Genomic DNA, 17282 nt, shown 5'->3' on the forward strand with positions numbered 1-17282 from the left:
ATGCGGCAAGGACGAAATCCCCCCGTTTGCGGAGAGACCGAGAATGATTCCTTCAGAACAAGATTTGCAGATCCGCGACATGGCCCGCCAGTTCGCCCAGGAACGGCTCAAGCCGTTCGCCGCCGAGTGGGATCGCGAGCACCGCTTCCCCGCCGAGGCGCTGCGAGAAATGGGCGAGCTGGGTTTCATGGGCATGCTGGTGCCGGAGCAGTGGGGCGGCGCCGAGACCGGCCACCTGGCCTACGCCATGGCCCTGGAGGAAATCGCCGCCGGCGACGGCGCCTGCTCGACCATCATGAGCGTGCACAATTCGGTGGGCTGCATGCCGATCCTCAAGTACGGCAGCGAGGAGCAGAAGCAGCGTTTTCTCAAGCCCTTGGCGGCCGGCAGCATGCTCGGCGCCTTCGCCCTCACCGAACCCCAGGCCGGCTCGGACGCCAGCGACCTGCGCACCCGCGCCCGGCGCGACGGCGAGCACTATGTGCTGAACGGCAGCAAGCAGTTCATCACCTCCGGCAACCATGCCGGGCTGGTGATCGTTTTCGCCGTGACCGATCCGGCAGCCGGCAAGAAGGGCATCAGCGCCTTTATCGTGCCCACCGACACGCCCGGTTATAAGGTGCTGCGAGTCGAGGAAAAACTCGGTCAGCACGCCTCGGACACCTGCCAGATCCAGTTCGACGAGCTGCGCATTCCGGCCAGCCTGCGCCTGGGCGAGGAGGGCGAGGGCTATCGCATCGCCCTGGGCAACCTCGAAGGCGGGCGCATCGGCATCGCCGCGCAATCCGTCGGCATGGCCCGCGCGGCCTTCGAGGCGGCGCGCGACTACGCCCATGAGCGGGTGACCTTCGGCAAGCCGATCATCGAGCACCAGGCGGTGGCCTTCCGCCTGGCCGACATGGCCACCCAGATCGCCGTGGCGCGGCAGATGGTGCACCACGCCGCCAGCCTGCGCGAAGCCGGCCTGGCTTGCCTGACCGAGGCCTCGATGGCCAAGCTGTTCGCCTCGGAGATGGCCGAGCGGGTCTGCTCGGCGGCGCTGCAGACCCTCGGCGGTTACGGCTACCTCAAGGACTTTCCGCTCGAGCGCATCTACCGCGACGTACGCGTGTGCCAGATCTACGAAGGCACCAGCGACGTGCAACGCCTGGTGATCGCCCGCAGCCTGTAACAGGCTTTTGTAGGCGGCTCTGCGCGATCAGGCCAGGTGCTTGATCTCGAACACGTCGACGATGCGCTGCAGCTTGCCATCCCAGACGTAGCGCAGATGCACGCCCTGGCGCGGGATGCTCGCCGCCGGCGGCCGGAACAGCGCCGCGCATTCGCCCTCGGGGTGGCGCACGCTGCGATAGAGCAGGCCCCAGGAGTCCTGCTTGCGCCGTTCGGCGGCGAAGCGCTGGGCGATCGGGTAGGCGGCGGGATCCGGGTCGTGCAGCTGCTCGTGATCCTGGCGAATGTCGTCCAGCGCCTTGACCACCCGGCAGACGTAGGCACGCAGGGTCAGTTCCATGCTCGGCTCACGGGTCGCACGCAGGAAGCGTTCGCGGTGGTAGCGGGTTTCCGCCACCGCGGTGTGCAGGCTGTCGCCGCAGTAGTAGACGCCATACTGCCCGGCGGTGAAACGGCTGATTGCGCCGACATGGGTAAAGGCGGCCATCAGCGGCGACGAACCCGGGCCGCTGACCCGGTCTTGCGGCGCCACGTGGGCGAGCAGGCCGGCTTCTTCGCGCAGGCGGTCGTTGGTCAGCCCCTCGATCAGGAAGGCTTGTTCGAGGTCGGCGGGATCCAGCACGTCCTCGAACAGCGAGATCGACGGATAGGCACTGGTAACCAGTCGATAGGCCCGCGGCCAGACCGGCAGGGTCTGCTTCAACATGCTCAACCGCGCACACCATCGAGGTAGCGGCGCACGTCGGCGAGATCGACCACGCTGCCCGCAAGCATCAATTGCAGGGCACTGTTGCCATTGAACGGCGCCTCGCTGTTGGCTTTTCTCACCCACTCATAGGTCGAGGGTTGGTCGCCGAACAGGATGCGCAGGGACTTGTGAATGCCCATCAGGTAGGAGACCCGCTCCAGGGTGTCGCGCGGCAGGCGGATCTCCGGCAACTGCCGGTATTTGTACAGGGTGCTGCGGCCGATTGAACCGAGCAGCACCATCTGTTCCTCGACCGTGCACTGCCACTTGTCCATCAGATTGAAGAAGAATTTCAGCGCGACCTGACCCGCCTTGGTCGACTCGAGGTCGAGGGCCGGAGCCTTGCGTTGTGCGTTAGCGGTCATGGCACTATCTCCATATGAGGACTTATTTGTAATGTTAGTCCTCATATAGATATGGCGCAATGGCGCGAAAGCGGGGGCCAGGAGATCGATGTGAGTCTCGAACGGAGGTTGCGCAGGAGCACGTTGGAAAGCTAGAGTTTGGTTTAAAAGTCACATTTTTATATTTTAAATCAATATCTTGCAGAGTTAATCTGAGGCTTTATCGAGCTTCTTTTCCTGGGCGATAACGTGCTGGCAGATTTCGATGATCTGCTCGCGCATCCAGCGGTTGGCCGGATCCTGGTCGGTGCTTTCGTGCCAGTACAGGTGGGTTTCCAGGGCCGGCACGTCGCTAACCGGCAGCTCGACGTAGTGCAGGTCGTTACGCCGGGCGAAGCGCTCCGGCACGGTGATCGCCATGTCGGTGTTCTGCAGCACGGTGGAGGCCATCAGGTAATGTTGCGAACGCAAGGCGACCCGCCGTTTCAGGCCCATCTTGCCCAGCGACAGGTCGATATAGCCGAGGCCGCTACGGCGGCTGGAAATATGGATATGGGTCAGCGCCAGGTATTCGTCCAGGCCGATCTTGTCCTTACCGGCCAGCGGATGCCCCTTGCGCATGGCGCAGACGTAGCGGTCTTCCATCATCTTGACGTGACGCACCTGGGGATCGGTGTTGAGCGGCGCATCGACGGCGAAGTCGAGCCGACCCGCAGCCAGTTCCTTGGTGGTTTCGCGCCGGCGGGCGAGCATGCTCTCGAGGCTGACATTCGGCGCCAGGCGGCGCAGGCGCTGGAACAAGGAGGGCAGCATCACCGCCTCGGTGAGGTCGGTCATGCTGATGCGATAGGTCTTGTTGGCCTCGGCCGGATTGAAGATGCGGCTTTCCTGCACCGAGATGCGCAGCTGCTGCAAGGCGCTGCGTACCGGGGCGATGATGTTCTGCGCCATCGGCGTGGGCACCATGCCCTGGGCGGTGCGCACGAACAAGGGATCGTTGAAGGTCTCGCGCAGGCGGGCGAGGGCATTGGACACCGCGGGCTGGGTGATGCCGACGATCTGCCCGGCCCGGGTCAGGTTGGCCTCGGTGTAGATGGCATCGAAGACGATAAAGAGGTTGAGGTCGACCTTGTTCAGATTCATTCCGCGCGCGCTCCGAGGGTTGTCGGTGTCCGTGGATCATATATCGGTGATGAATGTTTATACACGGCGGGAATAGATTAGATAAATCTTAGTCCCTGTTCTAGCATCATTTTCAGATCGAACACCTCACCAAACAGCTCGTAGAAGGTAGCCCATGGATTTCGCCTACTCCCCCAAGGTTCAGGAATTGCGTGAGCGCGTCAGCGCGTTTATGCAAACCCACGTCTATCCGGCCGAGGCCGTGTTCGAGCAGCAGGTCAATCAAGGCGACCGCTGGCAGCCGACCGCGATCATGGAAGAGCTGAAAGCCAAGGCCAAGGCCGAAGGTCTGTGGAACCTGTTTCTACCCGAGTCGGAACTGGGCGCCGGCCTGAGCAATACCGAATACGCGCCGCTCGCGGAAATCATGGGCAGCTCGCTGATCGGTTCCGAGCCGTTCAACTGCGCCGCGCCGGACACCGGCAATATGGAAGTGCTGGTGCGCTACGCCAACCAGGCGCAGAAGGAGCAATGGCTGAAGCCGCTGCTGGCCGGGGAGATTCGTTCGGCCTTCGCCATGACCGAACCGGGCGTGGCCTCATCCGATGCCACCAACATGCAAGCCCGCGCCGTGCGCGAGGGCGACGAGTGGGTGATCAACGGGCGCAAGTGGTGGACTTCCGGCGCCTGCGATCCGCGCTGCAAGATCATGGTCTTCATGGGCCTGACCAACCCCGATGCGCCGCGCCACCAGCAGCATTCGATGATCCTGGTGCCGATGGACGCCGCCGGAGTCAAGGTCGTGCGCTCGCTGCCGGTGTTCGGCTACGACGATGCACCGCATGGTCACGCCGAAGTGTTGTTCGAGAATGTTCGGGTGCCCTACGAGAACGTGCTGCTCGGCGAAGGCCGCGGCTTCGAGATCGCCCAAGGCCGCCTCGGCCCGGGGCGGATCCACCACTGCATGCGTTCGATCGGCATGGCCGAGCGTGCCTTGAAGCTGATGTGCCAGCGCTCGATCAGTCGTACCGCCTTCGGCAAGCCGCTGGCGCGCCTGGGCGGCAACCTCGACCACATTGCCGACTCGCGCATGGAGATCAACATGGCGCGCCTGTTGACCCTGAATGCGGCTTATATGATGGACACCGTCGGCAACAAGATCGCCGCCAGCGAGATCGCCCAGATCAAGGTGGTGGCGCCGAATGTCGCGCTCAAGGTGATCGACCGCGCCATCCAGATCCACGGCGGTGCCGGGGTCTCCAACGACTTCCCGCTGGCTTACTGGTACGCCATGCAGCGCACCCTGCGCCTGGCCGACGGCCCGGACGAAGTGCATCGCATGGCCATCGGCAAGTTCGAGATCGGTAAATACATGGCGCGTTGAAGGGCGCCAGCCCGCCCCCGCGGTACAAAGCCCAAGGCTCGCCTTTATACGGGCCTTGGGCTTTGTCCGGGAGTGCTCAGGAGGGTCAAGTGTCCAGGTTTTCCTGCATGGCTTGTTGCCGTAGCCAGCTCAGGCGCATATGCAACTGTGCGGCAAAGGTGCGCGCGCTCAGTTCTTCGTGAAAGGTCAGCGCACGCCGGCCCATGCGCACCTGCCAGAGTTGACGGCCGTGTTGCCGCAGGGTTTCGATCTGTACGTCGGGGTGAGTCAATGGGCTTGCCGATCCTTTGCCGGGTGATTGCGGGTTTTCAGCAACGACAACAGTACGCCGCCCGCCAGTAAACCGAAGGTTACGCTAAGCGACAGCAATGCTGGAACCTTGCCGATAAAGCCGTGCAGGAAAATCTTCCCGCCGATAAAGATCAGCACCAGCGCCAACGCGTATTTCAGGTAGATGAAGCGATGCATCAGTGCGGCGAGGGCGAAGTACAGCGCGCGCAAGCCGAGGATCGCGAAGATGTTCGAGGTGTAAACGATAAACGGATCCTGGGTGATGGCGAATACCGCGGGCACGCTGTCCACCGCGAACACCAGGTCAGCCAGTTCGATCAGCACCAGCGCCAACAACAGGGGGGTGGCGTAGAGCCGCCGCTGGCCGTTGGCCGGGTCGCGTAGGCGCACGAGAAAGCGCCCCTGATGCAGTTCGTCGCTGATGCGGGTATGCCGATGCAAGAATTTCAGCACGCGATTGTGCGCCAGATCCGGGTGCGCCACTTCGCGGCTGAACAGCATCTTCACCCCGGTCAGCAGCAGAAAGGCCGCGAATACGTAGAGAACCCAATCGAAACGCTGCACCAGCACCGTGCCCAGGGCGATCATGATCGCACGCAGGACGATAACCCCGAGGATGCCCCAGAACAACACCCGGTGCTGGTAGCGCCTTGGAATGCCGAAGAAACCGAGAATCATCGCCATGACGAACACGTTGTCCATCGACAGCGATTGCTCGACCAGAAAGCCGGTGTAGAACTCCATTGCCTTGCTGGCACCGAGCTGCCACCAGATCCAGCCGCCGAACAACAAGCCCGCACTGAAATAGCCGCTGTACAGCAGCAGGCTTTCACGCATTTCAATCGCATGCTGGTCGCGATGCAGCACGCCGAGGTCGAATACCAACAACGCCAGGACAATGGCGATAAAGGCCAGCCAGAACCAACTGGGCGTGCCAAGAAAGGGCTCGGTAAAAAAAGCATGTAGCGCGGTCATGAGCCCTCCCTGTCATCAGGCTAAGTTGAGAACCAACTTAGTGACTCCGACATCACGGTGAGGAGCTCGCCGCCAGAGGGGCCCGGTGTCACATGCAGTAAGGCTAGAGCCGAAAAGACTGTGGGGCAACTCCGCGGTGTTGCTGTCGGGCGGGGCGGTGCTGGTGGATGAGGGTTGATCCAGGCAACTCTCCGGCCTCGCTGCGCCAGGGGCTCAATACACCCACACCTCGACGCGACGGTTCTTGATCCGCCCGTCCTCGGCGTCATTCACGGCCACCGGCAGCTCGTCGCCGAGCCCGGTGATCTCGCGGAACACGACCCCGTGCCTGGCCAGTTCGCGACGCACGGCCATGGCCCGCAGTTTTGACAGCAACTCGGCCCTGGCCGGATCGGCCTTGGCATCGCCGAAGCCGACCAGCACCACCTTCTGGCGCAGTTTGTCTTGCTCTTTCAGGTAGGCGAGTAGCCGCTCGAGGTCGCGCAGGGCCTTGTTGTCCAGCACGGCGCTGCCTTGCTGGAAGCGGAAGTTCACCGACAGCCGTTTTGCTTCACGGGCCAGGGCCTGGTAGGTCTCAGGCATGCCGCTGTCAGGGACGATGGTTATCGCTTGCACGGTCTGCGCGATAAAGCCGCTGTGCGCGACTATCGCCTGGCCGCGTGGACTATGGGCGAAACTGACCAGCGCCTTGGCCCAGGGGTTGGGCAAGCCTGGCTGATTATAGAGAAACAGCCGCCGTGACAACGGGTAGTCCTCGGTCGCGATCAGGTTCAGGCTGGGCCGCATTGCTTGCGAATCGCCGGCGGCGATGGCCACGGCCTTGGCCTGGCGGACATAGGGCAGGCCGATAAAGCCGATGCCGTTCGGGTCTTGGCTGACCGCGTCGGACAATGCTTCGCTGGACTCGAAGCGCTGCGCGCTGGCCGCCAGGGTTGTCTCGTGGGCGCTCAGCACCAGTTCCTTGAAGGTGTCGTAGGTACCCGAGTTGTCATCGCGCGCGTACAGCTTGATCGGCCCGCGGTTACCGCCTAGCTGCGCCCAGTCCTGCAGCTCGCCCGAGAATATCTGCGCCAACTGATCGATACGCAACGCCCCGAGCGGGTTGCCCGGGTGCAGGATGATCGCCAGGCCATCGAGGGCAATGATTTGCTCGGCCTCCCGGCTTTGCAGGTCGCCCAAGGCCGCCAGGGCGCTGAGTTCGCTGGCCTTGATCGGCCGTGAGGAGGCGGCCAGATCGGTGCTGCCGTCCTGCAAGGCGCTAAACCCGGTACCGGAGCCATGGGCGGCGACTTCGACGGTCACCCGGCGCCCGTCGCGGGTTGTGCCGATGACCTTCTGCTCGTTGTCGACGGCGCCGGCTTCGAGGTGTATGGCGTTCAGGCCCTGTTCTTCGAACAGGCCTCTGACCAGCGCCGGGCCAAGGGTGGCGCCAATGGTGTTGGAGCCCTGAATCCGCAGGACGCTGCGGTTGTCCGCGGGGATCGGCAGGGCGGCGAACACCGACCAGGGCAGTGCGTAGCAGATAAAACCGAGCAGCAGGGCGGCGCCGGTACTGTTCCAGGTGGGCTGATTACAAGTAGGCAGGGCGCGCGGCATGCGGTGGACACCTTGTAGAGGCAATTGAAGGTGCCGCGACGGTAAGACAAATAGATGACTGCAATATGACAACATGGCGTTGGCCGGGGAGGGGCTACGCACGCGTAGGCTGAGCGGTGCCGAGCCCAACCTAGCTCAGGGGGGGGCGTCTTCAGCTCAGCTCCAGCCAGATCGGGGCATGATCGGAAGGCTTTTCCATGCCGCGCAACTCGTAGTCGATCCCTGCGTCCTTGAAGCGCGCTTGCAGGGGCTGCGAGGCCAGGATCACATCGATACGCAGACCGCGTTTGGGCTCGTCCTCGAAACCGCGGCTGCGGTAGTCGAACCAACTGAACCGATCGCTGACCGTGGGGTTGAGCTGGCGGAAGCTGTCGACCAGGCCCCAGTTCTTCAAGCGGGCCAGCCACTCGCGCTCTTCCGGCAGAAAGCTGCATTTGCCGGTTCTCAGCCAGCGCTTGCGGTTCTCCTCGCCAATGCCGATGTCGCAGTCTTGCGGCGAAATATTGATATCGCCCATCACCACCAGCGCTTGCTCTGGCTGAAACTGGTTGTGCAAGAGTTGCTGCAGGTCGGCGTAGAAGCGTTGCTTGGCGGGGAACTTGAGCGGATGGTCGCGGTTTTCGCCTTGGGGGAAATAACCGTTCATCACGGTCACCGGGTTGCCCTGGGCATCGGCGAAGGTGCCATAGATAAAGCGCCGCTGGCTGTCCTCGTCATCGCCGGGGAAGCCCTTGTGCAGCGCCAGGGGCTCTTGGCGCGACAGCAGGGCGACGCCGTAATGGCCTTTCTGGCCGTGGTAATGCACGTGGTAGCCGAGTTGGCGAATGTCCGCTTCGGGGAATTGCTCGTCGGCGACTTTGGTTTCCTGCAAGCCGATCACGTCCGGCTGGTGTTTCTCGATCAAGGCCGCCAATTGATGGGGGCGCGCACGCAGGCCGTTGATATTGAAGGAGACGATCTTCATGGGCGGCAAGTCCTGGGGTCGTTGGGGCAAGCTAGGATGCTAGCCGATCCAGCGACCGCCCGGCCAGTTCTGGCTGTCGTCGGGTTGCGATGCTAGGGTTGCCACAAGCCAGGTTGGATAAGAACAGAGGTCGCTCCCGATGCCGAACAATCCTGTCGAAGTCCGCATGCTTGATAGCGGCTATGCCCGCGAAGCGCGCTCGCTGCTGTACCTCGCCTATCGACATGAGCCGACCTTTTCTTATCTGTTCGAAGCCGAGCGGCCTGGCTATGACCAGCGCGTGCGCGCCACCGTCCGCGAGTTGGTGCAACAACACTTCGGCGAGGATCTGCCGGCGATTGGCTTACTGATCGATGACCGCCTGATCGGCATGGCGCTGATCGCCCCACCGCAGCGGCGCCTGGATATCACCGAAAGCTGGAACTGGCGCATGCGCATGCTGTTGACCGCCGGGTTTCGCTGTACCAAACGTTATCTGGCCTACCACGATGCCATCTTGGCCTGCCTGCCGCCCGGGTCTTACCACGTGCTGCCATTGCTTGGCATGCACCCCGAGTTCCAGGGCCAGCACCTGGGTGAGCAACTGCTCGAAGCGCTGCACCACTGGTGCGCCGAGGATGCCGGTTCGCTCGGCGTGGTGATCGACACCGGCAACCCGCATTATCTGGACTTCTACAAGCGCCATGGCTATGAAGAAATCGGCGAAGTGGCGGTTGGGCCGATCATCGAACATGTGTTCCTCCATCCCAACCCGCAGCCGGCCGTCAGAACCAGCGCCTGATGGCTCGCAGGTCAGCAGGGGGGGGCGCGCAGACTGGCGTTTCCCCGCTGGGGGCTGGAGTGCAGTAATAAAGCGTAACTGCGAGAACACTGCCATGCGCTCTGGCATGCGGCTTGGCACGTGCTAGCATCGCCTTCATGAGAACGTTTCCCACAGTTTGCGCCGGATTGGCGCTGTTCCTGCTGAGCACGTCGGTGCTGGCCGAGGCGCGTCTGGTGGTCAGGGTGCAGCCGGCCAATCCCGCGCTCAAGGCCAATGTGGAAGGCTATATCGGCAGCCTGGGCGAGCGCGACCGCGAGGCCTTGCAGCGTTTTCGCCGGGTAGCCGAGGCGCAGGCGGAAAAGGCTGCGCAGGCCCTGGGTTACTACCAGGCGCAGATCGTCAGCGAGGTCAGCGCCGGTGAACCATTACGCCTGAGCGTCCGCATCGTCCCCGGCGAACCGGTCAGGTTGCGTGAGGTGATCTTGCGCATCGACGGGCCGGCCAACCAGATGCGCGAATTCCGCCTGCCCAGCGATTCCCGGCTGAAAACCGGCGCGGTACTCAATCATGGCCGTTACGACAGCGCCAAGCGGCAGATCCAGAACCAGGCCTCGCGCTATGGTTTTTTCGCGGGGCGCTTCACCCGGCAACGCCTGAGTATCGACCCGCGCGCCGGGGTCGCCGACATCGAACTGGTCTATGCCAGTGGCCCGCGCTACCAGTTGGGCGCCGTCAGTTTCGCCGGCGATGCGCCGTTCGCAGAGCAACTGCTGCAACGCATGGTGCCGTTTGCCGTCGACGCGCCCTATGACTCCGAGCGGATCGCCGAGCTGTACCAGAGGCTGCGCTCCAGTGGTTATTTCGAGTCGGTGAGCGTCGAGGCCAATCCGAACGCCGCCGAGCAACAGCGGATTCCGGTGCATGTTCAGCTGCAAACGCGCAAGCCACGCAGCCTGGGGCTGGGGCTGGGGTTTTCCACCGATGTCGGTCCGCGTGGTCGCGCCAACTGGACACGCCATTGGGTCAACCCGCAGGGCCACAGCTACGGCGCCGAGATGGAGTGGTCGGCGCCGCGGCAGAACGTCGGCCTGTGGTACGACGTGCCCGGCGACCCGCCGCTGACCGACAAGTTGCGCTACGCCGGCGGCTATCAGTATCAGGAACTGGCCGACACCGACAGCCTCAGCCGCCTGCTGAGCCTGGGGCCGGAGTGGCACAGCAAGCTGGACAGTGGCTGGCAACGGGTCATCTCGTTGAAGTGGCAGCATGAGCAATACCGGCTGGGCGACGATTCAGGTCTGAGCACCTTGCTGATGCCCGACATCAGCTACGCGTACCTGCACAGCGACAATCAGGTCGACCCTCAGCATGGCTACCGCCTGCAATTCGATCTGTCGGCGGCCAAACGCGGCTTACTCTCCGACGCCGATGTGCTGCACGCCAATGTCCTGCTCAAAGGCTTGACCAGCCTGGCGCAGAAGCATCGTTTGCTCGGCCGGGTGCAGTTCGGTGCGACTGAATCCGGCGGTTTTTCCGCAGTGCCGCCGTCGCTGCGGTTCTTCGCCGGCGGCGATCAGAGCGTGCGCGGTTACGACTACCAGAGCCTGTCGCCGGAAAACGCCCAGGGCGATAAAATTGGCGGCCGTTACCTGTTCGCCGCCAGCGCCGAATACCAGTACGGCGTGGCCGAGCGCTGGCGCCTGGCGACCTTTGTCGATCAGGGCAACAGCTTCGATTCGCTGGACTTTCCCTCCTTGAAAAACGCCGTCGGCATCGGCTTGCGTTGGGTCTCGCCGGTCGGCCCGTTGCGCCTCGACCTGGCGCATCCGCTGGATGACCAGGGCGGTGTGCGGGTGCATTTCTCGATGGGGCCGGAACTGTGAGGCGCGGCTTGAGATCCGGTCTCTATGCTCTGCTCGGCGCCTTGCTGATGCTGGTGTTGACGCTGACCTGGCTGCTCGGCAGCCAGGCCGGCAGCCGTTGGGCGTTGGCCCAGGTGCCGGGCTTGCAGGTGAGCACCTTCAGCGGCCAACTGGGCGGGCAGTGGCGCGCCGAACAGTTGCGTTGGCAGCAGGGCGACAACCTGGTGAAGCTCCACCTGGCCGAGGTGGCCTGGTCACCGCTGTGTTTGTTGCGCATGCGCCTGTGTATCGAGCGGCTGCGGGTCGAGCGCGTCGAGCTGAGCTTGCCGCCTGACGAGGAGACGGACGACGCACCATTGCGCTTGCCGCAGGTGCAGCTGCCATTGGCCCTGCAACTGGGCGAGGTGCGCATCGGCAGCCTGCAACTGAATGGCGATGAGCAGCTGCAAGGCCTGCACCTGACGGCGCGCTGGAGCAATGGGGGCTTGCGGATCGACAGCCTGCGCCTGCAGCGCGGCGACTTGGCGCTGGAACTGAGCGGCCAGTTGCGGCCCAGCGGAGACTGGCCATTGAGCATCGCCGGCACGCTGCAACTGCCGGCGCCCGAGCAACAGGGCTGGCAGCTGGCCGTCCAGATTGTCGGCGATCTGCAGCAGAGCCTGCGGGTCAGCGCCGACAGCACGGGCTACCTGAATGGGCGTTTGCGCGGCAGCGTGCAGCCGCTGGCGGATAATCTACCGGCCAGCGCGCAGTTGCTGGCCGATGGGTTCATGGCCAGCAGCGAATTACCGGCTACCTTGCACCTGAACCAGATAGCGCTGAATGCCAGCGGCGATCTGGCCGACGGCTACCAAGTCAGCGGCCACGCCGAGTTGCCGGGCGAGGGCGGGCCGCTGGCTCTGACCCTGCAAGGGCTGCTGAACGCAGACGGGGCCGAGATCGCCGCGCTGGATCTGAGCGCCAGCGCCGAGCAGCGTGTGCACCTCAGTGGCCAGTTGGACTGGCGCGAGGGCTTCGGCCTGGACAGTAGTTTCGATTGGCAGGACTTTCCCTGGCGCCGCCTGTATCCCGATCTTGCACAACCACCGTTGGCATTGCAGCGGCTGAGCGGTGAGCTGAGCTATCGCGACGGCAACTACCTGGGCCACTTCGCCGCCGAGCTGGATGGCCCGGCCGGGGCTTTCACTCTGGCGAGCCCGCTCAGTGGCGATTGGCAGCAGTTGCACCTGCCCGATCTGCAGCTGCGTGCCGGCCAGGGCCGGGCCGATGGCCAGCTGAGCCTGGGTTTTGCCGATGGCCTGCGCTGGGATGCGCGCTTGCAGCTGCACGAGTTGGATCCGGCCTACTGGCTGGCGGAACTGCCGGGCAGCCTGGGCGGGCCGCTGCACAGCCAGGGCCAGTTGAAGGATCAGCAACTGCGCCTGAATGCGCAGGTCGACCTCAACGGCCGCTTGCGAGGCCAGCCGGCGCAGTTCCAGGCCCAGGTTAGCGGGGCCGGGCAGCGCTGGGGGCTGCCGCGATTGGCGCTGCGCCTGGGCGACAATCGCATCGACGGCAGTGCCGAGTTGAACCAGCGCCTGAGCGGGCAATTGCGCCTGAAGCTAGCGCGCCTGGGCCAGCTCTGGCCGCAGTTGCACGGGCAACTCGCGGGCCAACTCGACCTGGCCGGCAGCCTGCAGGCGCCCCAAGGCCAGCTGAGCCTGCAAGGGCAGCGCCTGGGCTACCGCGACCGACGTCTGCAGCACCTGCAACTCGATGCTTCGCTCGACGCTGCCCAGCAGGCGCGGATCGCGCTGGACGGCCAAGGCATTGTCCTGGGCGAAACCGAACTGGGCCGGCTGACGGCCAGCGGGCAGGGCGATCGGCGCCAGCAACGCCTGCAACTGAAACTCGCGGGCCCCTTGCTGCAGAGCGCCTTGGCCCTCGACGGCCGTCTGGATCAAGGTGCCTGGCGCGGACGCCTGAGCAGCGCCGAGGTGCACAGCGGCGGTCAGAATTGGCGCTTGCAACAACCCGCCGCGCTGCTGCGCCTGGCCAACGGCCAGCTCAGCCTCGCCGCGCACTGCTGGCGTTCCGCCGCGGCCAGCCTGTGCGGCGAGGCGCAGCGGCTGCTGCCCGAGCCCAGGCTGCGCTATCGTCTGCGCGATTTCCCCCTCGACAGCCTGGCGCCATGGCTACCCAAGGACTTCGCCTGGCAAGGCCTGCTGAATGCCGAAGTGCAACTCGACTTGCCTGCCGCGGGGCCGAGCGGCCGGGTGCTGCTGGATGCCGGCAGTGGCACCTGGCGCATTCGCGATCAAGGCCAATGGCTGGACTTTGCCTACGACAGCCTGCGCCTGGAGAGCCAGCTGCGCCCGCAGCAAATCGATACCCGGCTGGATCTGCGCGGGCCGAAAATCGGCGAGCTGTTGTTGCAAGCCCGTCTCGATCCGCGGCCGGCCACTAAACCCTTGTCCGGCGAGTTTCGTCTGAGCGCTCTGGATCTGGCACTGGCGCGGCCGTTCGTGCCGATGGTCGAGCGTCTGGCCGGGCGGCTCGACGGCAGTGGCAGTCTGTCCGGCAGCTTGCTGGCCCCCCAGGTAGCGGGTCGTTTGCAGCTCAGCGGCGGTGAACTGTCCGGCGGCCAATTGCCCAGCACTGTCGAGGCGTTGCAGGTGCAGGCCGTGATTGCCGGGGCCAGCCTGCAACTCAGCGGCGGCTGGCGCAGTGGCGACAGCGGCCAGGCCGGTCTGGCCGGCGAGTTGTCCTGGGATGGCGACTTGCTGGGCGAGTTGCGGGTGCGTGGCAGCCGTTTGCCGCTCGATATCGAGCCCTATGCGCAGCTGGAGGTCGCACCGGACTTGACCCTGCGCATCGCCGCCGAACAGCTGTCGATCACTGGCAAGGTGCTGATTCCGCGCGGTCAGATTGTCATCCGCGAACTGCCGCCGTCGACGGTCAAGGTCTCGGAGGATGCGCTGATCGTCGGCAGTGACCGCGTCGAGCCGCAGCCGGTGGCAATCGCCATGGACATCGCCGTCGAGGTGGGGCAGGAGCGCCTGAGTTTCAAGGGTTTCGGCCTGAATGCCGATCTGGCCGGACGCGTGCACATCGGCAACGACCTCGACACTCGCGGTGAGCTGAACCTGAACAATGGCCGTTTTCGTGCCTATGGCCAACGCTTGACCCTCCGCCGTGCGCGCTTGCTGTTCGCCGGGCCGATCGATCAGCCCTATCTGGATGTCGAGGCGATTCGCCGAGTCGATGCGGTGGTCGCCGGCCTGCGCCTGAGCGGCAATGCCGAACAACCCAGCACCGAGGTGTTTGCCGAGCCGGCCATGAGTCAGCAGCAGGCGCTCTCCTACCTGGTGCAGGGCCGGCCTCTGGGGCAGAGCAGCGGCGACAACATGCTGGGCCAGGCGGCGCTGGCCATGGGCTTGGCCGGGAGTGCCTCGGTGACCGGCAGCGTGGCACAGACGCTCGGCATTCGCGACTTCCAGCTGGACAGTGAGGGCAGCGGCGTCAATACCAGCGTGGTGGCCAGTGGCAGCCTGTCTGAGCGCCTGAGCTTGCGTTACGGCGTCGGCGTATTCGAACCGGTGAATACTGTCGCGTTGCGTTATGAACTGAGCAAACGCCTCTACCTCGAAGCTGCCAGCGGTCTGGCCAGTTCCCTAGACCTGTTCTACCGGCGCGATTTCTAGTCCCCCCCGGCGTGCCGAGTGCCCGCTTGCGCTTAAATCGCTGAATGTGCGGTGTCTTTTCAGTATGTGGCCAACTACATCTGGCTTATTCGGCTTTTAACGGCAGATACAGCTAAGTACTGCTGGCTAAACAGTAAAATAGACTGCACATCTCTTCATATACTGACGCCCGCTCCAGCAGGGCGAACGTTTCCAGCGTTCGCCCTGCTGGATGTGGCGCTGATGGCGTCAGTCGGTCAATCAGTACTGCCTATCCGGCGGTCGAGCATGCGCAGGGTACCCAACCTCGCAATTACTACAAGAATAAGGAACTTTAGATGGAAACCCTCAACAGTTTGGTCAATCAACTCAACGGTCTTGTCTGGGGGCCACCGATGCTGGTGGCGATCCTCGGCACCGGCTTGTTCCTGATGCTACGCCTGAAATTCATGCCGCTGAGCAAGATCGGTGACGGTTTCAAACTAATGTGGCAAGGCCGCAAGAAAGGCGATGCCGAAAGCGGCGAAATCACTCCGTTCCAAGCGTTGATGACCTGCCTGGCGGCAACCGTGGGCACCGGCAATATTGCCGGCGTGGCCACTGCAATTTTTCTTGGCGGCCCCGGCGCCCTGTTCTGGATGTGGTGCACCGCCCTGGTCGGCATGGCCACCAAATACTGTGAAGTGGTGCTGGCGGTGCATTACCGCGAGAAAGACGAGCGCGGCGAGCACGTCGGCGGGCCGATGTATGCGATCAAGAACGGCTTGGGCAAGAAATGGCTGTGGCTAGGCACTGCGTTCGCCATCTTCGGCGGCCTGGCCGGCTTCGGCATCGGCAACATGGTGCAGGTCAACAGCATGGCCGCGGCCCTGGAAACCACCTTCAACGTGCCGTTGTGGGTCACCGGTCTGGTCACCATGTTCTTCGTCGGCCTGGTTATCCTCGGCGGCATCAAACGCATCGGTAAGGTCGCCGCGACCCTGGTGCCCTTCATGTGCGTGGCCTACATCGTCGCCGCCATCGTGGTGCTGGTGGTCAACTCTGCCCAGATCCCGGCCGCGTTCGAGATGATCTTCACCTACGCCTTCACCCCAGTCGCAGCGACTGGCGGTTTCGCTGGTGCGGCGGTGATGGCGGCGATCCGTTTCGGTGTGGCCCGCGGCATCTTCTCCAACGAAGCCGGCCTCGGCACGGCCGGTATCGCCCAGGCAGCCGGCACCACCAACAGCGCGGTGCGTTCGGGCATGATCGGCATGCTCGGCACCTTTATCGACACCATCGTCATTTGCAGCCTGACCGGCCTGGCGATCATCTGCTCCGGGGTCTGGACCAGCGGCGTCAGCGGCGCGGCACTCTCGGCGGCAGCCTTCGAGTCGGCCATGCCGGGTGTCGGTGGTTATATCCTGACCATTGCCCTGGTGGTGTTCGCCTTCACCACCATCCTCGGCTGGAGCTATTTCGGCGAGAAGTGCTGGGAATTCATGGTCGGCACCAAGGCTATCCTGCCATTCCGCATCCTCTGGGTGCTGGCTGTGCCGTTCGGGGCAGTCGCGCAACTGGACTTCGCCTGGCTGGTGGCGGACACCCTCAATGGCCTGATGGCGATTCCCAACCTGCTGTCGCTGTTGCTGCTCAGTCCGGTGGTGGTCAAGCTGACCCGCGACCACTTCGCCCGTGAGACTCGCGTGGGCGGCATCGAAAGCCTGCAGCGTTAGCCGCTGCCGATTTTCTGCATAAACGCTGGTTATTTGCTGCAATGAAAAAGCCCCGGATTTCGGGGCTTTTTCGTAGGCGGCATGGTTAACTCTGATTGCGTTGTGTATTTTTCCGACAACTAAATATCCCCCCGTTCCGGCAAAAGAGGACACCTCGATGACTCAAGTAACCCTGCATGGCAACCCGGTACAAGTCGAAGGTCAGCTGCCACAGGTCGGGCAGCAGGCGCCGGCCTTCACCCTGGTCGGCGCCGGTCTGGCCGATGTCAGCCTGAGCAGCCTGGCGGGCAAGCGCAAAGTGCTGAATATTTTCCCCAGCGTCGACACCCCAACCTGTGCCACCTCGGTACGCACCTTCAATGCCAGTGCCAGCAAACTGGAGAACACCCTGGTGCTGTGCATCTCCGCCGATCTGCCGTTCGCCCAGGCGCGCTTCTGCGGTGCCGAAGGCCTGGAGAACGTGGTCAACCTGTCGAGCATGCGCGGCACCGAGTTCCTCAAGGACTACGGCGTAGCCATCGCCGACGGCCCGCTGGCCGGCGTTGCCGCCCGCGCCGTGGTGGTGCTGGACGAGCACGACAAGGTGCTGCACAGCGAGCTGGTCGGCGAGATCGGCAACGAGCCGAATTACCAAGCGGCGCTGGCCGCACTCAAGTAAGCGCAAGCGATTCAGACAAAACGGCCTA

At 63.9% G+C, this 17282-nt stretch carries 14 protein-coding genes; 7 read left to right on the plus strand and 7 right to left on the minus strand.

What is annotated here, in order from left to right; all coding sequences use genetic code 11:
- Positions 1 to 43: 43 nt before the first annotated feature.
- Positions 44 to 1171 carry an acyl-CoA dehydrogenase family protein gene (locus P8H27_RS15220; protein ID WP_289638436.1) on the plus strand — a complete coding sequence of 376 codons (1128 nt, stop codon included), beginning with the start codon at positions 44 to 46 and terminating at the stop codon, positions 1169 to 1171.
- Positions 1172 to 1198: 27 nt separating this feature from the next.
- Here P8H27_RS15220 and P8H27_RS15225 read toward each other — a convergent pair whose 3' ends face one another.
- The 3 genes from P8H27_RS15225 to P8H27_RS15235 form a co-directional block, all read right to left on the minus strand.
- Positions 1199 to 1876 carry an RES family NAD+ phosphorylase gene (locus P8H27_RS15225; protein WP_289638525.1) on the minus strand — a complete coding sequence of 226 codons (678 nt, stop codon included), beginning with the start codon at positions 1874 to 1876 and terminating at the stop codon, positions 1199 to 1201.
- A gap of 2 nt (positions 1877 to 1878) precedes the next feature.
- A complete protein-coding gene (locus tag P8H27_RS15230; RefSeq protein WP_289638437.1) occupies positions 1879 to 2283 on the minus strand; it encodes an MbcA/ParS/Xre antitoxin family protein in 405 nt (134 codons plus the stop codon).
- Between the two features lie 186 nt (positions 2284 to 2469).
- Positions 2470 to 3405, minus strand: coding sequence for a LysR family transcriptional regulator (locus P8H27_RS15235; protein ID WP_289638439.1), 936 nt, complete (start codon positions 3403 to 3405; stop codon positions 2470 to 2472).
- A 154-nt stretch (positions 3406 to 3559) separates the two neighbouring features.
- Here P8H27_RS15235 and P8H27_RS15240 point away from each other — a divergent pair, with 154 nt between their 5' ends.
- Positions 3560 to 4768, plus strand: a complete 1209-nt coding sequence (locus P8H27_RS15240) for an acyl-CoA dehydrogenase (protein WP_289638441.1) — start codon at positions 3560 to 3562, stop codon at positions 4766 to 4768.
- Between the two features lie 85 nt (positions 4769 to 4853).
- On the opposite strand, the gene P8H27_RS15245 is transcribed toward P8H27_RS15240, so the two are convergent.
- The 4 genes from P8H27_RS15245 to xthA all read right to left on the minus strand — a co-directional run bounded on the left by P8H27_RS15245 (position 4854) and on the right by xthA (position 8594).
- The gene (locus P8H27_RS15245; RefSeq protein ID WP_289638442.1) at positions 4854 to 5039 is read right to left on the minus strand and encodes a hypothetical protein; all 186 of its coding nucleotides are present in this window, start codon (positions 5037 to 5039) and stop codon (positions 4854 to 4856) included.
- Positions 5036 to 6034, minus strand: coding sequence for a TerC family protein (locus tag P8H27_RS15250; RefSeq protein WP_289638443.1), 999 nt, complete (start codon positions 6032 to 6034; stop codon positions 5036 to 5038). The genes P8H27_RS15245 and P8H27_RS15250 overlap by 4 nt, the downstream gene beginning before the upstream one ends.
- 213 nt (positions 6035 to 6247) lie before the next feature.
- The gene (locus tag P8H27_RS15255; RefSeq protein WP_289638444.1) at positions 6248 to 7630 is read right to left on the minus strand and encodes a phosphate ABC transporter substrate-binding/OmpA family protein; all 1383 of its coding nucleotides are present in this window, start codon (positions 7628 to 7630) and stop codon (positions 6248 to 6250) included.
- 151 nt (positions 7631 to 7781) lie between these two features.
- The gene (xthA, locus tag P8H27_RS15260) at positions 7782 to 8594 is read right to left on the minus strand and encodes an exodeoxyribonuclease III (protein ID WP_289638446.1); all 813 of its coding nucleotides are present in this window, start codon (positions 8592 to 8594) and stop codon (positions 7782 to 7784) included.
- A gap of 139 nt (positions 8595 to 8733) precedes the next feature.
- Here xthA and P8H27_RS15265 point away from each other — a divergent pair, with 139 nt between their 5' ends.
- From P8H27_RS15265 to tpx, 5 genes are all read left to right on the plus strand, one after another.
- A complete protein-coding gene (locus P8H27_RS15265) occupies positions 8734 to 9375 on the plus strand; it encodes an N-acetyltransferase (protein WP_289638448.1) in 642 nt (213 codons plus the stop codon).
- A 137-nt stretch (positions 9376 to 9512) separates the two neighbouring features.
- A complete protein-coding gene (locus P8H27_RS15270) occupies positions 9513 to 11240 on the plus strand; it encodes an autotransporter assembly complex family protein (RefSeq protein WP_289638450.1) in 1728 nt (575 codons plus the stop codon).
- A complete protein-coding gene (locus tag P8H27_RS15275; protein WP_289638452.1) occupies positions 11237 to 14902 on the plus strand; it encodes a translocation/assembly module TamB domain-containing protein in 3666 nt (1221 codons plus the stop codon). Before P8H27_RS15270 ends, P8H27_RS15275 begins: the two co-directional genes overlap by 4 nt.
- A gap of 317 nt (positions 14903 to 15219) precedes the next feature.
- Positions 15220 to 16596 carry a sodium:alanine symporter family protein gene (locus P8H27_RS15280; RefSeq protein ID WP_289638453.1) on the plus strand — a complete coding sequence of 459 codons (1377 nt, stop codon included), beginning with the start codon at positions 15220 to 15222 and terminating at the stop codon, positions 16594 to 16596.
- A gap of 157 nt (positions 16597 to 16753) precedes the next feature.
- Positions 16754 to 17254, plus strand: a complete 501-nt coding sequence (gene tpx / locus P8H27_RS15285) for a thiol peroxidase (protein WP_289638454.1) — start codon at positions 16754 to 16756, stop codon at positions 17252 to 17254.
- The last annotated feature ends 28 nt before the right edge of the window (positions 17255 to 17282 follow it).

Source organism: Pseudomonas sp. sp1636 (assembly GCF_030376615.1).
Lineage (GTDB): Bacteria > Pseudomonadota > Gammaproteobacteria > Pseudomonadales > Pseudomonadaceae > Aquipseudomonas.

Coding starts and splice junctions, on each gene's coding strand:
- P8H27_RS15220 (WP_289638436.1), top strand. CDS start 44: ATGATTCCTTCAGAACAAGATTTGCAGATCCGCGACATGGCCCGCCAG.
- P8H27_RS15225 (WP_289638525.1), bottom strand. CDS start 1,876: ATGTTGAAGCAGACCCTGCCGGTCTGGCCGCGGGCCTATCGACTGGTT.
- P8H27_RS15230 (WP_289638437.1), bottom strand. CDS start 2,283: ATGACCGCTAACGCACAACGCAAGGCTCCGGCCCTCGACCTCGAGTCG.
- P8H27_RS15235 (WP_289638439.1), bottom strand. CDS start 3,405: ATGAATCTGAACAAGGTCGACCTCAACCTCTTTATCGTCTTCGATGCC.
- P8H27_RS15240 (WP_289638441.1), top strand. CDS start 3,560: ATGGATTTCGCCTACTCCCCCAAGGTTCAGGAATTGCGTGAGCGCGTC.
- P8H27_RS15250 (WP_289638443.1), bottom strand. CDS start 6,034: ATGACCGCGCTACATGCTTTTTTTACCGAGCCCTTTCTTGGCACGCCC.
- P8H27_RS15255 (WP_289638444.1), bottom strand. CDS start 7,630: ATGCCGCGCGCCCTGCCTACTTGTAATCAGCCCACCTGGAACAGTACC.
- xthA (WP_289638446.1), bottom strand. CDS start 8,594: ATGAAGATCGTCTCCTTCAATATCAACGGCCTGCGTGCGCGCCCCCAT.
- P8H27_RS15265 (WP_289638448.1), top strand. CDS start 8,734: ATGCCGAACAATCCTGTCGAAGTCCGCATGCTTGATAGCGGCTATGCC.
- P8H27_RS15270 (WP_289638450.1), top strand. CDS start 9,513: ATGAGAACGTTTCCCACAGTTTGCGCCGGATTGGCGCTGTTCCTGCTG.
- P8H27_RS15280 (WP_289638453.1), top strand. CDS start 15,220: ATGGAAACCCTCAACAGTTTGGTCAATCAACTCAACGGTCTTGTCTGG.
- tpx (WP_289638454.1), top strand. CDS start 16,754: ATGACTCAAGTAACCCTGCATGGCAACCCGGTACAAGTCGAAGGTCAG.